At 64.6% G+C, this 14,876-nt stretch carries 11 protein-coding genes; 10 read left to right on the top strand and 1 reads right to left on the bottom strand.

Going from position 1 to position 14,876, the window contains the following annotated elements; genetic code table 11:
* Positions 1–75 precede the first annotated feature (75 nt).
* The 10 genes from CH271_RS22045 to CH271_RS22000 all read left to right on the top strand — a co-directional run bounded on the left by CH271_RS22045 (position 76) and on the right by CH271_RS22000 (position 14,329).
* A complete protein-coding gene (locus CH271_RS22045; RefSeq protein WP_094634827.1) occupies positions 76–1,218 on the top strand; it encodes an XdhC family protein in 1,143 nt (380 codons plus the stop codon).
* A complete protein-coding gene (locus tag CH271_RS22040) occupies positions 1,212–2,876 on the top strand; it encodes a helix-turn-helix domain-containing protein (protein ID WP_094634826.1) in 1,665 nt (554 codons plus the stop codon). Before CH271_RS22045 ends, CH271_RS22040 begins: the two co-directional genes overlap by 7 nt.
* A 128-nt stretch (positions 2,877–3,004) precedes the next feature.
* The gene (locus tag CH271_RS22035; RefSeq protein ID WP_094634825.1) at positions 3,005–4,435 is read left to right on the top strand and encodes a uracil-xanthine permease family protein; all 1,431 of its coding nucleotides are present in this window, start codon (positions 3,005–3,007) and stop codon (positions 4,433–4,435) included.
* Between the two features lie 80 nt (positions 4,436–4,515).
* Positions 4,516–5,436, top strand: coding sequence for an FAD binding domain-containing protein (locus CH271_RS22030; RefSeq protein ID WP_094634824.1), 921 nt, complete (start codon positions 4,516–4,518; stop codon positions 5,434–5,436).
* Positions 5,436–6,074 carry a (2Fe-2S)-binding protein gene (locus CH271_RS22025; protein ID WP_094634823.1) on the top strand — a complete coding sequence of 213 codons (639 nt, stop codon included), beginning with the start codon at positions 5,436–5,438 and terminating at the stop codon, positions 6,072–6,074. The genes CH271_RS22030 and CH271_RS22025 overlap by 1 nt, the downstream gene beginning before the upstream one ends.
* On the top strand, positions 6,071–8,551 hold the full coding sequence (cutA, locus tag CH271_RS22020) for an aerobic carbon-monoxide dehydrogenase large subunit (RefSeq protein WP_094634822.1): 2,481 nt from the start codon (positions 6,071–6,073) through the stop codon (positions 8,549–8,551). The genes CH271_RS22025 and cutA overlap by 4 nt, the downstream gene beginning before the upstream one ends.
* Positions 8,548–9,213: an SRPBCC family protein gene (locus tag CH271_RS22015; RefSeq protein WP_094634821.1), complete on the top strand. Its 666-nt coding sequence runs from the start codon at positions 8,548–8,550 to the stop codon at positions 9,211–9,213. Before cutA ends, CH271_RS22015 begins: the two co-directional genes overlap by 4 nt.
* A 239-nt stretch (positions 9,214–9,452) precedes the next feature.
* Positions 9,453–11,552, top strand: a complete 2,100-nt coding sequence (locus tag CH271_RS22010) for a hydantoinase/oxoprolinase family protein (protein WP_094634820.1) — start codon at positions 9,453–9,455, stop codon at positions 11,550–11,552.
* Positions 11,552–13,483: a hydantoinase B/oxoprolinase family protein gene (locus CH271_RS22005; protein WP_094634819.1), complete on the top strand. Its 1,932-nt coding sequence runs from the start codon at positions 11,552–11,554 to the stop codon at positions 13,481–13,483. Before CH271_RS22010 ends, CH271_RS22005 begins: the two co-directional genes overlap by 1 nt.
* 9 nt (positions 13,484–13,492) lie before the next feature.
* Entirely contained in the window at positions 13,493–14,329 is an 837-nt protein-coding gene (locus CH271_RS22000) for an NmrA family NAD(P)-binding protein (RefSeq protein ID WP_094634818.1), read from the top strand.
* Positions 14,330–14,362: 33 nt separating this feature from the next.
* On the opposite strand, the gene CH271_RS21995 is transcribed toward CH271_RS22000, so the two are convergent.
* Positions 14,363–14,833 carry a GreA/GreB family elongation factor gene (locus CH271_RS21995; RefSeq protein WP_143546097.1) on the bottom strand — a complete coding sequence of 157 codons (471 nt, stop codon included), beginning with the start codon at positions 14,831–14,833 and terminating at the stop codon, positions 14,363–14,365.
* Positions 14,834–14,876: the final 43 nt, after the last annotated feature.

Genomic DNA, 14,876 nt, shown 5'->3' with positions numbered 1-14,876 from the left:
GAGTTATGTTTCACGTCGAGGCAGCGCCGCCAACTAACGTGATGGGCATCACTCATCCAGTAGGAAGGCGGCGGCATGCGCGACATCCTCGACGAGCTGGCCCCGTGGCTGCTCGAGCGTGAGCCGTTCGCCCTCGCCACCGTGGTGCGAACCTGGCAGTCCTCGCCCCGCCCCGCCGGGGCGGCAATGGCAGTGTCCGCGCGCGGACAGGTGATCGGCAGCGTCTCCGGCGGTTGCATCGAGGGTGCCTTGTACGAACTTGCCAACGAGGTCCTCGCCGACGGCTGCGCCAGGAGCGAGACCTATCGCGTTGCGGACGACGACGCCATCGGGGTCGGCCTCACCTGTGGCGGCACCATCGAGGTGTTCGTTCGTCTCATCGACAGCGACGCCTGCGAGTCTCTCGCGGAGGTGTCGCGACTGATCACTGAGGGCGAGCCGGTCGCCGTTCTCACCGACCTGACGGCCGGGGCTCCGACACGGCACGCGATTCTCGGATCGGACGTCACCGTGGACGCCGACGGACTCGGCGACGCTGCGGCCGACGGATCGACTCTGGGGCGGTCCGTCCGCGCGGCGTTGCAACGAGGCGAATCGGGACACGACATCCGGATCACCGACGCCGACGAAAGCTCGATCATGGTGGAGCTCTTCGGACCGCCGCCTCGGATGTACGTCTTCGGTGCCATCGATTTCGCCGCAGCACTGTGCCATCTGGCAAAGTTCGCCGGCTACGCCGTCACCGTCGTCGACGCGCGCGCGGTGTTCGCCACCCGGGCCCGATTCCCCGATGCCGTCGACGTCGTGGTCTCGTGGCCACACACATTTCTCGAAACGGCGCCGGTCGACGAGCGCACGGTGGTCGCGGTTCTCACCCACGACGAGAAGTTCGACATTCCGCTTCTCGAGCGCGCATTGCGTAGTGATGCTGGGTATGTCGGCGCGCTCGGGAGTCGGTCCACTCACCGCCGCCGCATCGCACTGCTCGCCGAGCGTGGGGTGACCGAGACCGAGCTCGAACGGCTCCACTCCCCCATCGGTCTCGACCTCGGTGCACGAACTCCCGCAGAGACGGCCGTGTCCATCCTCGCCGAAATCCTGAAGACCGCACGGCAGACCACCGGGCTCGAGCTGCGCGACCTCAGCGGCCCCATTCACCGTGATGCACTGTCCGACAACCACAATCGAGTACGGTCGCGATCGGCCGTGCGATGCTGACAGCGATCGACGAGCAGCCGACGAGCACCACCGAGGCTGCGCACACAGTCGACAGCCTTCTCGCGTCGAGTGTGCTGCAGCACGCGACCCTGCTCGCTGGTCACAGAGGACTCGATCGATCGGTCTCACGGGTCAACCACATCGACGATCCCAGCGGCATGTGGTTCTGGCTGCGGCCGGGCGACCTGCTGTCGACGACATGCGAGACTCTCGACCACCTCGAGGAGCCGACAGCTACGTTCCTGGCCCGAGCACATTCCCTCGGCATCGCCGGAATCGTCGTACAGATCGACGACTCGACCGCTGTCCCACAGTGCATTCGGGTGAGCGCGGACGAGCTGGGCCTTCCACTGCTGACGTCGAGCGAGCAACTCGACCCCGATCACCCGCTCACCGATGGCCTTCGCGCGAGAGCGAAGATGCACACGCGCGCCATGTTTCGATCGGAACGTCTGCGTCGGACACTCACCGAGATCGCTCTGGCCGGTGGCGGGGTGGCAGACTTGGCGTCCGCGGCAGCCGTCGAATGCGATGTCGCCGTAACCATCACCACAGCCGACGGGCGAGAGATCACCAGTGCCGGCAACAACGACGAGCTGCAAGCACTTCGGAGCAGTAGCGCCCTCGACTCCACCGGGAGGTTGCGGACGGACACCATCGACGGCGGTCTGGGACTGCGCTCGCTCCAGCACAATTCGATAGCCGTGCGTGCCATCTCGGCGAACGGAACCGATCACGGACGCGTCGTCCTGTTCTCCTCTCGGAGACAGCTGACGGAATCGGACCTCTATGCCGCGGACACCGCAGCCGGAGTGTTCGCGGTGGCCGTCACGCGCGATCTCGCACTGTCGGCGGTCGAAGAGAAGCACCGGTCGAACTTCCTCCGTGATCTGCTGCTGGGCCGGGGCGGTGAGCACACCCACGCGGTGGCGCATGCCCGACGGTTCGGGTGGGATATCGGCCGACCCGTCGTTGTGGTCGCGATCGAACCCAAACCGCACGACGACGAACCCACGACCAGCCGTAGACCACTCGTCGACCGGCAGATGTCGGCCTTCTCGGGAGCACTGACGCAGCGAGACCCGCACGCCGCGATCGCCGCACTGGGCACCGAAACCGTCATCATCATGGGCAGCGGCCCCCACACCGTGTCGGACGTACACGACATCGTCGAGCGAGTGCACGGCGACGGCGGTGGTGGGAGGCAACCGTTCAGCGTGGGCATCTCGCGCTGCTGCACTGCGGTGGAGGACATTCCCGGGATGTACGGCCAGGCCCGAACTGCGTTGAAGGTCGGGCATCAGATTTCCGGGGACTGGGCCGTCACCACGTTCGACGAACTCGGTGTGTTCCGCTTGCTGAGCCTGGTGGAGAACGACGACGAGCTCGAATCGTTCACCCGGGAGACCCTCCACGATCTCGCCCGACAGACCGACGAAGCGCGGGATATGCGGAGGACACTCGAAGTGTTGCTGGCCACGAACATCAATATCGCGGAAAGCGCCCGCTCCCTGCACTTCCACTACAACACTCTCAGATATCGAGTCGTGAAGCTCGAAAAGATGTTGGGCCCCTTCACCGATCGGCCGGATCTGCGTCTGGACCTCTCTCTCGCACTCAAGATCATGGCAATGCGCGGGACCGACCACCACATCTGACGTCCGAGCGGCCGCGCCATTGGCACAATCCGCTCGTAGCGACTGCCCTATCTCGCAGTAGCGTTGTCCCACAACGATTTACCCATCCCACGAACCACTCGGTTCGACATGTTGGAGAAAGGCTCGAAATGCCTATCTGGAAGATTCACGGAGACGGAAAGAACGTCGCACCGGGTCAGGTGGTGGCACCGAACGAACGTTTGAACTGGGGCCGCACCATCAGCCTCGGTGGCCAACACGTCGTGTCGATGTTCGGGGCCACGTTCGTCTTCCCCATCATCATGGGACTCAATCCTCAACTGGCCATTCTCATGTCGGGCTTCTGCACCATCTTCTTCCTGCTGATGGTCAAGGGTCGGATTCCCAGTTACCTCGGAACCTCCGCAGTCTTCGTCGGCGGGGTCGCCGCGATCCGCGCGCAGGGTGGCACATCGGCCGAAGTCACCGGCGCCATCCTGGTATCAGGATTGGTGCTGGCCCTTGCCGGCCTTGCGATTCACGTCATGGGTGGCGGTGTGGTGGTCAAGGTACTGCCCCCGGTCGTCACCGGCGCAGTGGTGATGTTGATCGGCTTCAATCTGGCACCCGTGGTCGCCAGCACCTACTGGCCCCAGGATCAATGGGTCGCTCTCGCAGTGATGTTCGTGCTCATCGTCATGAGTGTGGCTCTCCGCGGATTCCTGGGCCGCATCGCGATCCTGTTGTCTCTGGTGTTCGGGTACCTGCTCTCGTGGATCCTCGATCTCGTATCGGGCCCCATCACGTCCTACGACGCGACAGCCGGCATGGTCACCGAACACTTCCGGGTCAACTGGGCGGGCGTCGAATCCTCGCAGTGGTTCGGCCTGCCTCCGTTCAGTGACGAGGCGAACGGCATCGTGGGCATCCACGCACCGTCGTTCAGTCTCGCGTTCATCGTTCTCGTACTGCCCGGCGTCATCGCACTCATCGCCGAGAACGCCGGCCACGTCAAGGCCGTCGCGGAGATGACCGGAGACGACCTCGATCCCATGATGGGACGCGCACTGGCAGCCGACGGTCTGGCTACCGTCATGGCCAGCTCGGTCGGTGGATCGCCCACGACGACCTACGCCGAGAACATCGGCGTCATGGCTGCAACCAAGGTGTATTCGACGGCCGCGTACACGGCCGCCGGAATCATTGCGATGATCCTCGGATTCTCCCCGAAGTTCGGCGCACTGATCTCGGCCACGCCCGGCGGGGTCCTCGGCGGCATCACAGTCGTGCTGTACGGAATGATCGGTCTGCTCGGGGCCAAGATCTGGCGGGAGAACGGCGTGGACTTCGGTAATCCGCTGAACATGATGCCCGTCGCGGCAGGCCTCATCATCGCCATCGGAGACACCTCGCTCGTCTTCAGCGACTCGTTCTCGTTGAGCGGTATCTCCCTGGGCACCATCGTCGTCATCGGGCTCTACCACCTGTGCGCCCGTATCGCCCCGGCGCACATGAAGACGCCCACCGAACACTCGCCCACCCGTCGATCGGCCACCCGCGGGGGCACGACCGAGATGGGACCCCTCGAGCCGTTGCGGTAACGAGCGATTGCCACACTGACGCGTGACGTTTGTCACCTCTTGACGAAACACTTATCGATACGGGCAGGCAGGATCGGGATATGAAACCTTCGCCACTTACATACCATCGGCCTCGGTCGATCGAGGAGGCGTGCCAGATCCTCGCAGGCGTCGACGGCAAGGTCCTGGCAGGCGGGCAGTCACTGATTCCGATGCTGTCGATGCGTTTGGCAGCCCCCGGGAATCTGATCGACATCACCGGCATCGACGGGCTCACCGACATCACCGCGTCGACGCAGTCGGGAGTCACGTTCGCAGCACTCGCCACTCACGAATCCGTGGCATCGAACCGAGAAGCCGCTCGGACCCAGCCGTTGCTCGGGCGAGCGCTTCAGTTGGTGGCCCACGCGACCATCAGGAACCGTGGGACCACCGTCGGATCCATCGTCCACGCGGATCCGTCGGCCGAGATGCCCGCCGTGATCCGGTTGCTCGACGGTTCGGTGACGGTCCAGTCCGTCCGCGGTCGCCGCGAGATCGCCGCGAAAGATCTGTTTCTGGGGCCGCTGGAGTCCTCGCTCGAAACGGACGAGATAGCCGTCTCGGCAACGGTTCCCGCAGCCCAGCCCGGTGTGGGAACCGCGATCGACGAAATCGCGCGCCGCCACGGCGATTACGCGCTCGTCGGGGTCGCGGCCAAAGTCACGGTGTCCGAGGACGCGGTACGTACCGCCCACGTCACCTATGTGTCCGCCGGTGAATTCGGCGAGGTCGTCGACTACACCGATGTCATCGCCGGTGCATCGATCTCGGACGCCCGAGATCCGAAGTGGCGGGCACTGTCCGAAGACGCGCGGAAGCGAGTGGAGACCGAGCCGGACATCCACGCCACGGCAGCCTACCGATCCCAACTCGTCGCAGCCCTGACCGCACGGGTGGTGATGGCCGCCGCAGTCGACGGTGTGTCCTCGATGTCCATTCACCAGCAAGAACTGCACGTCGATTCCGGAGTGAACCAGTAATGACGACAACAGATATCGAACAACAGCTTGACGATCTGATGACCGAAACCGGTGAACAACACGTACAGGTGACGTTCACGCTCAATGCCACGAAGCAGACGATCGTCGTCCCCGCCCGCACGATCGCATCCGATGCCATCCGCCACAATCTTCGCCAGACAGGCACCCATGTGGGGTGCGAACACGGCGTGTGCGGTGCCTGCACCGTTCTGCTCGACGGCAAGCCCGTCCGCGCGTGCTTGATGCTGGCCGCCAGCCTCGAAGGGCAGACCGTCACCACAGTGGAGGGTCTCGTCGAGCCGGACGGCACCCTGCACCCCGTGCAGCAGGCTTTCAAGGACTGCCACGGCCTTCAATGCGGTTTCTGCACACCGGGATTCGTTACCACCATCGCGGCGTTCCTCGAGGAGAACGATTCTCCGACGCAGGAAGAAGCCACCGAGGCCATCGCCGGCAACATCTGCCGGTGTACCGGATATCAGAACATCAAGGCGTCGGTGCTGCGGGCCGCCGAGATCAAGCGTGAGAGAGCGGGCGAATTCCCCCTCGGGCCGGACGACGAATCGAGCCGAGCTGCACTCGATCGCAAAGTTCGCGGCACCACCAGTCCCGTCGGCGGACGGATGGGCCGAGCATGAGCACCACGCGTACGGTCCCCCCGCACACCCCCACCAACACCGCTCCACTCTTCGGCCAGCCGCTGTCGCGGTCGGAGGACAATCGACTGCTCAGCGGTAAGGGCAAGTATCTCGACGACCTCGGGCACGGCGCACTGATCGCGGCCTTCGTTCGTTCACCGCACGCACATGCGCGGATCACCGGGATCGACATCGACGCTGCTCTCGCCATGCAGGGCGTGCACGCGGTCTACACCTACGAGGATCTCGAAGCGGACTCTCCCGAGATGGCCGAGGGCTTGCCGCTGTTGATCCCGCACCCGGCAATCATCGCTCCGCGCAACGGCTTTCCTCTCGCCAAGGACGAGGTCAACCACGTCGGCGAGGCCATCGTCATGGTCATCGCGCAGAGTCGGTACGTGGCCGAGGATGCCTGCGCCGCAATCGACGTCACTTACGACATCCTCGATCCGGTCGTCGGGATCGACACCGCACGCGTCGCGGCCCGGCAGGTGCACGACGATGTACCCGACAACGTGGCTGCCCATCTGCAGCACAGCTTCGGCGACATCGACCGCGAATTGGCGACCGCACCGCACCGAATCACGCTGAATCTCGACATCGAAAGATCCGCCGCAATGCCTCTGGAGGGCAAGGGCGTCTATGCCCGGTGGGACAGCGACGAGGAAACGCTGACCTTCTGGTCGTCGACGCAGACCTCCACCTCGGTTCGTGCTGCCGTCGCAGCGCGACTCGGCATGGCGATGAACAAGATTCACTGCATCGCACCGGACGTCGGTGGCGGGTTCGGCGTCAAGATCATGCACCCCTGGCCCGAAGAGGTCATGGTGACGTGGGCCGCCAGGCAGCTGGGCCGAGCCGGCATCTCCAACGAGGTCAAATGGGTCGAAGACCGTCGTGAGCACTTCATCTCGAGCGCCCACGAACGTGCACAGGTCCAGGAGGCCACGCTGGGATTCGACGACGAAGGACGGCTGCTGGCGTTCGACTTCACCGTCTGGCACGACAACGGTGCGTACCTGCCGTACGGCATCATCGTGCTGATCAACACGGCGACGCAGGTGCTCGGGCCGTACAAGCCGGTCTCTTTCCGCTGCAACGGTTATTCGCTGTACACCAACACCGTCATCGTCATTCCCTACCGTGGTGCCGGCCGTCCGCAGGGCGTCTTCGCCATGGAGCGGTCGATGGACGCCATCGCCCAGTATCTCGGCAAAGACCGGTTGGCGGTACGCGAGAAGAATCTGATCCGGCCCGACGAGATGCCCTACGACTTCGGTCTGATGTTCCAGGACGGTCGGCCGTTGATCTACGACACCGGCGACTACCAGGCCGGGATCGACAAGCTCAAGGCACTGATCGACTGGGACGGCTTCCCCGAGTACAAGAAACAGGCTGCGGCGCAGGGTCGCACGGTCGGCATCGGCGTCGGCGCGTACGTCGAGGGCACCGGCCCCGGACCGTACGAGGGCGCGCACGTCCTGATCGAGAACTCGGGAAAGATCAAGGGCGCGACGGGCTTGACCACCCAGGGCCAAGGCCATCAGACGACGTTCGCGCAGATCATCGCCGATGATCTGGGTGTGTCGATTGCCGATATCGAGATCACCACCGGCGACACGCGTCGATTCGGTTATGCCGTCGGAACGTTCGCCTCTCGTGGTGCGGTCATGTCGGGATCGGCATTCCACGTGGCCGCGCAGATGGTGGCCGAGAAGGCGAAGATCATCGCCGGGCGTGCACTCGATCTCGATCCCGTCGAGCTGGAACTGCGCGGGGGTTACGTGAGCAAGATCGGCACTGAACCCGGAGCCGAGGGCACGTCGATCTCGCTCGGAGTTGTTGCCGTGCTGTCCAATCCGCTGCGGTACGCCTTCGACAAGGAGTCGAGGCAGGCGACAGGCTTCGCGAAGATGGACACCGACATGACGATCCCGCCGGTGCCGGAGGGCGAACAGCCGGGACTCGAAGCGACCGGGTACTACTCTCCCCCGCGCTCGACGTTCGCGTCCGGCATTCACGCGGCAATCGTCGAAACCGACCCGGTGACAGCCGAAATCCACGTCGAGCGCTACGCCGTGGTGCACGACTGCGGCAACGTCATCAACCCTCGGATCGTCGAGGGCCAGATCCACGGCGGCGTCGCCCAGGGTATCGGCGGCGCTCTGTACGAGAAGATCGTCTACGACGAGCACGGACAGTTGCTCAACGCCTCGTTCATGGACTTCCTCATGCCGTTCGTCACCGAAGTTCCCGAGACGATCGAGATGGATCACACCGTCACCCCGTCCGGCCTCAACCCGTTGGGAATGAAGGGTGCCGGTGAAGCCGGCGTCATTCCCACCACTGCCGTCATCGCGGCAGCGGTCGAGGACGCCGAAGGCTTCCCGATCACCTCCATGCCCATATCCCCGTCCGACCTGTACGAGCTGCGGCTGACCCATGCGGTCGCCCAGACATCCAAGGAGATTTCATGAGAATCGCAGGCACCGCAACGCTGGCCGCACCTCCCGCCGAGGTGTACGACAGCATGCAGGACGGCCGAGTACTGGCCGCGACCATTCCCGGTGTGCAGTCGCTCGAGCAGTTGACCGACGACCACTACAAGCTCTCCATCACGGCCGGGGTCGCAGCGATCAAGGGCACGTACGACGGTGAAGTGCTCCTCTCGCAACAGAATCGGCCCGAGTCGTTCGTCATGACCGCCTCCGGAGCAGGCGCGCCGGGCACCGTGCGCGCCGATGTCACCATCAAGCTCGAGCAGACCGAGAGCGGCGGCACCCTGCTCAGCTACGACGCCGATGCCGTGGTCGGCGGAATGGTCGGCGGCGTCGGGCAGCGCATGATCACCGGTGTCGCCAAGAAGATGGCCGGGGTGTTCTTCAACGGACTCGACGGCGTCATCGCCAACGGGGTGCCCGAGGCGGCCGCACCGGCCGAGGCCTCCCCCGCCGGCGCAACCGGTGGCTCCATCGCGCTGCCGGTCGCGGCGTCAGGTGGACAGTCCGTCGCTGCAGGCGCTCCAGCTGCTGCGGCGTCGGTCAAGGGCGCGCTGATCGCCGCCGCGGCGGGCGCGGGTATCGCCTTGGCCGGAGTTGTGTTGGGCAGCGTGCTCACCCGCTCGTCGTGTAATCGGTAGCTCGAACCAGCTTTGTAGGCAGAAGGCCGCTCGCCCCTAGGGGTGGGCGGCCTTTTGCATTGCAAGTACTGCCAATTCGACGGTGCTGCAGGGCGCGCGGAGCTCAAATGCGCGGTCGGAGTTTGGCACCTTGTGACAAAGATTGTGACGCGCATAACGGGTCGAATATGAGTACACGTCAGGCACCCGCAGATCCGAGCTTCGGACGCGTGGCCTACGAACCATACTGAGGAGGAAGCGTGGAACCACGAAAGATTCGGGTCGGTATCGACACCGGTGGCACATTCACCGACGTCGTGGCAGTGGACGAGGAGTCGGGAGCCATGGTGACCACCAAGACTCCGTCGACTCCCAGTGATCCGGCCGAGGGATTCCTGACCGGCATCGACAAGGTACTTCGCCAGCTCGGCGTATCCGGCGATTCGCTCAGCGCCGTCAGCCACGGCACCACCGTCGCTACCAACAAGCTGCTCGAAGGCAAGGTGGAGAACCTGGGGTTCATCACCACCGAGGGCTACGAGCATGTACTCGAGATCGCGCGGCAGTCGGTACCCGACGGCTACGGCAACTCCTACTTCTGGGTCAAGCCCGATCGCATCGTGCCCGCGCACCGCGTTCGTACCATTCGTGGCCGGCTCTCGTTCGATGGCAACGAGATCCGCCCCCTCAACGACGACGATGTGCGCGCGGCAGCAGCATTCTTCAAGGCCGAGGGCGTCAAGACGCTGGGCGTGTGCCTGGTGCACTCCTATGCCAACCCCGATCACGAGCAGCGCGTCCGCGACATCCTGCTCGAGGAATACCCCGAGGCGACGGTCTCCATCTCCACCGAGGTACTGCGTGAGTACCGCGAATTCGAGCGCGCCATCACCACATTGGTCGACGCGGCCGTGAAGCCGAACATTCGCAGCTACGTCAACAACATCGCGAACCGCCTGCGGGAGTTCGCCACCGAATCCGGTGATGCACGCGACGTGCCGTTCTACGTGATGAAGTCCAACGGCGGCGTCCTGTCCGCCAAAGAGGTTGTGCACCAGCCCATCACCACCGTGCTGTCCGGGCCGGCCGCTGGCGCGCTGGGTGCGGCCCTGGTAGCCAGCGCTGCAGGCGTCGAACAGGTGTTGACGTGCGACGGCGGCGGCACCTCCACCGACGTGACCGTCGTGGTCCGCGGCGAGCCCGCGCTGACCACCGAGGGACGCGTCGGCAACTACCCGTCAAAGATCCCGATGATCGACGTCGTCACCGTCGGCGCGGGCGGAGGATCGATCGCCTGGATGACACCCGAGGGCACGCTGCGCGTCGGGCCACATTCGGCCGGTGCCGATCCCGGGCCCATGTGTTACGGAAACGGCGGCTCCGCGCCCACCATCACCGATGCCCACGTCCTGCTCGGCCGCATTCCTCCCCACCTGCTCGGCGGCGAAATTCCGCTCGATACCGACCTGGCACGCAAGGGGATCGAAGACCTCGCGCACCAGCTCTCGCTCGAAGTCGAAGCCTGCGGCACCGGCATCCTCGAGGTGTCGGCCTGGAACCAGGCGAATGCGCTGCGGCAGATCTCGGTCAAGCGTGGCCTCGACGTTCGCGACTTCACCCTTGTCACGTTCGGCGGCTCGGGCTCGTTGCTCGCCTGCCGCCTGGTGGACATCCTGGGTCTGAAAGATGTTCTGGTGCCGCTCAATCCGGGCAACGTCTCGGCGTTCGGTCTGCTCACCGTCGATGTGCGCAACGACTACGTGCAGACGCACGTCAGTCGGCACGACCGACTGCGCGCGGAGGACCTGGAGTCGGAGCTGGCAGTGCTCGCTGCCCGTGCCGACGAGGCACTCGCCGGTGAAGGCTTCGCTCCCGAGGATCGTCGCTACGCACGCTCGGCCGACCTGCGCTACTTCGGTCAGGCCTTCGAGGTGCGCGTACCGATTGCCGACGGCGAGATCACCCAGGCGAGCATCGATCAGGCCGCCGAGGCCTTCCACGAAGCGCACCGTGAGCTGTACGGCTACGACTTCCGCGGCGATCAGAGTCAGTTCGTCGAGTGGGTCAACCTGCGGGTCAGCGGTATCGGCCCCATCAAGCGCCCCGTGCTGTCGGAGATCGCCGCGGGCACCGGAGCCGAAAGTGCCCGCACCGGAACCCGTCAGGCGTACTTCGACGGGTGGCACGAGACCGCCATATACAGCCGTGCGGATCTCGGTGCCGGCGACACGATCACCGGACCGGCCGTCATCGAAGAATTCAGCTCCACCGTGCCGATCGATCCGGGCTTCTCCGCCCGCATCGACACGTTCGGCAACGTCCGCATCACCCGCACTCTCGACTCGAACGGAGCGAACTGATGACCGTCATCGACATGGTGAACAACAAGCCCTACCGGCTCTCTCCGGTCGACGCGCCTGCGCCTGATCCCGTTCTCGTCGAGATCGTGGCCGGCTACCTCGCAAGCGTCGAAATGGAAGTAGAGACGGCCATTTCGCGGACGTCGCGGTCACCGATGATTCGTGACGCCCACGATTTCCGCGCCGGAATTCACGACCGCAATCTGCGCAAGCTGACGGGGCGTTCCTACTCCGCGCTGGTGCATCCGGTGGCTCGCGACTTCCCGCTCGAGACCATGAAGCCGGGCGACGTCTACTTCCACAACGACGTCTATCTCTCCGAGGGTGGCATCGGCCACCTCCCTGACCTCTGTGTCACCGTGCCGGTGTTCGCAACGAAGCCCGGCGACACCGAGCCGTCCGTCGTTGCTTTCGTGCAGGCCTTCGGCCATCACGACGACATCGGCGGCTGCTGCCCCGGCTCCATGCCGTCCGGTGCCACCACCGTGTACGAAGAGGGCCTGATGGTTCCGCCGATCAAGCTGTGGGATCAGGGCGTACCCAACCAGGCCGCGTTGACGATCATGACGCGCAACTCGCGCATGCCCGACGCGTTGGCCGCCGATCTCGACGCCGAGTGTTCCGCGTGCCTGATGGGTGCTCGGCGGATGACGGAGCTGTACGAGCGCTACGGCGTCGATACCGTCGAGGCGTGCTTCGACTCCATGATGGATGCCACCACCGAGATCTACCGTCGCGAGATCCTGAGCAAGATCCCGAAGGGTGAATACACCTGGGAGGACTACGCCGAGCACGACGGCGTCGACGAGCCGATGTTGCACGTTCAGCGGATCACGTTGACCAAGACCGGCCCCGAGGACGAGCGCGGCGAGCGCCTCATCCTCGACTTCACCGGCACCGGGCCGCAGGCCAAGGGCCCGATCAACCACTGCGGTGATTACGCCGACGGCAACTTCCTGGCCAAATGGCTTGCGCCGGTGCTCCGCAACCTCGCGGACTCCCCCGAGCGTATGGCCGAGCTCGACGTCAACGAGGGCGTCATCCCGCTGATCGAGATGAAGTTCCCCGAAAAGGGCACGCTCATCACCCCGATCTTCCCGGCCCCGACCAACGCTCGGACGTTCGTCATCCTGCGTCTGCTCGGTGTGCTCGCCGGCGTCGTGGCAAAAGCTGTGGACGGCAACATGCCTGCCGATCAGGAGACCATCCGCTACACGGGCGTGTACGGCGACGACTTCGACGGAAACTCGTACCTCATGCGTGAGGTGCTCGGCGGTGGCTCCGGTGGACGGCATTACGCGGACGGTGAGGACACCATCCACGTTGTGCCCGATTCGCGGAACCTGCCGACCGAATTCACCGAGAGCCGCTTCCCGTTCATCGTCGAAAAGCTCGGCTTGGCCAAGGATTCCGGCGGTGCCGGACGTTACCGCGGCGGCCTCGGCTACGAGAAGCACATCCGGATGCTCAAGGATGCGCACTTCATGTCCATCGCCGACCGTTCGATTCTTGCGTGCTGGGGCGTCAAGGGCGGCAAGGCCGGCGGATCGTTCTCGGTAACGCTGAATCCGGGTCAGCCCAACGAGCGTGAGTTCGACGCGTTGACCGATGCCGAGCCGATCCTGGCGGGCGACACCATCCGTATCCGCACGACGGGTGGCGGCGGCTGGGGCGATCCGCTCGAGCGTCCCATCGAATCCGTCGAGCAGGACGTGCTGTGGGGCAAAGTGTCTCGCGAGTTCGCGGCCACGGACTACGGCGTCGTGATTGCCGACGGCACAGCGACCGCGGATGTCGATGCATCGGAGAAGCTCCGCGCGGAGATGCGCAATGCACGCGGCCTCGATGAGCCGTTCTTCGATCGTGGGCCGGGCTACGAACGCCTCTCCGGTGGCGCGAAGTTCGCCGAGTACGACTTCATCGATCGCTGAGATTCACTGATGGAGCTTGATGTGTCCCGTGGCACCGACATCGCGATCGTCGGTGCCACGGGTAAGACCGGACGAGCCGTCGCAGATGCACTCGACGGCATTGCGCTGGTGCGGCGGCTACGCCGTTCTGCGCCGGACTATCCGGTGGACCTGGAGACCGGTGAAGGCCTTGCCGAGGCCTTCACCGGGTGCCGTGGGGTGTATTTCATTGCACCCAATGTGCATCCGGACGAGCCGGCTCTAGTGTTGCGGGCGCTGGACGCGGCGGCGTCCGCCGGAGTGGACCACGTCGTCTACCACTCGGTGGCGTGGCCCTACAGCCCGAGGATGCCGCATCACATGGACAAGGCCCGCTGCGAGGACGATCTTCGTGCCATCTGCAGTGAGCACGGAATGCACTGGACCATCCTGCAACCGTGTGCCTATGCGCAGAACTTCGAGGCGGTTTTGGACGGGAGCAGTACCGATCTTGTTGTGCCCTACAGCCTGGACAGTAAGTTCTCGCTCGTCAGCCTCGACGATGTGGCCGAGGTGGCAGCCCGGGTCCTCATCGAGGGACCTGAGCTGCACCATGGGGCGACGTACGAGCTCGGTGGGCCGGAAGCGCTCAGTGTCCGAGACGTGGTTCGTCTGGTCGAGGTGGCCACCGGCCGTGTGGTCGCTTCCAGGTCCTCGAGTATCGATGAATGGATGAGGCTGCACAGCGACTCGATGTCCGCCGATGAGCAACATCGACTCGGGGCAATGTTCGAGTTCTACGACGACCGGGACTTTCTGGCCGGGAGTGCCGTCACCGCAGCCTTGTTGGGCCGGGAGCCGACGCCGGTGCGTGCGCTGATCAGCTAGTCGTTTCTCGACGAGCAGGCCACTGCAACACCCTCACGGCCAGGTGATGCCCAGGATTGTCACTGTGCTTTCGGCACCGGAGGGGAGCGAGTACGTGCGTACGTCACGCACTCGACTCCCGTCCAAGGCAGCGCCCAAAGGTGAAGCGGTCGAGCAGGTTCGGCCGCTGCTCTCCATCGCGTGTTCGACCAGCACGAAGGTGTCCACGTCCTTCTCGTCACCATCGAACATGATGGTGACAGCAGATCCTGGGCCGGCGATATCGCGGTCGATGGTTTTCGATGCGTCCGATTCTGCGATGCGGCTCTTCACTTCTGCGATCGTGCGATCGATGCGCTGCAGCTCGGCGCGAGCGCGGTGGTACGCGTCGTTGTTGTCCAGGTCACCCGAAGCACGTTGCACCAGAACGTTGTTGAAAGCCATCACTCGGCTCTCCAGTAGCTCCGACAGTTGTTGCTCACGGGGTGCGGGTGTGTCGAACGGCAGGTGATCGATAGTGGTCACGGTTTCTCCTGTGTGACTGGGGTTGTGAGAGTTCTCGAGCAGC

It is taken from the genome of Rhodococcus sp. 05-340-2, assembly GCF_002258915.1.
Classification (GTDB): Bacteria; Actinomycetota; Actinomycetes; order Mycobacteriales; family Mycobacteriaceae; genus Rhodococcoides.
The sequence above is the reverse complement of the archived record's forward strand: the minus strand, read 5'-3'. Positions and strand labels throughout refer to the sequence as shown.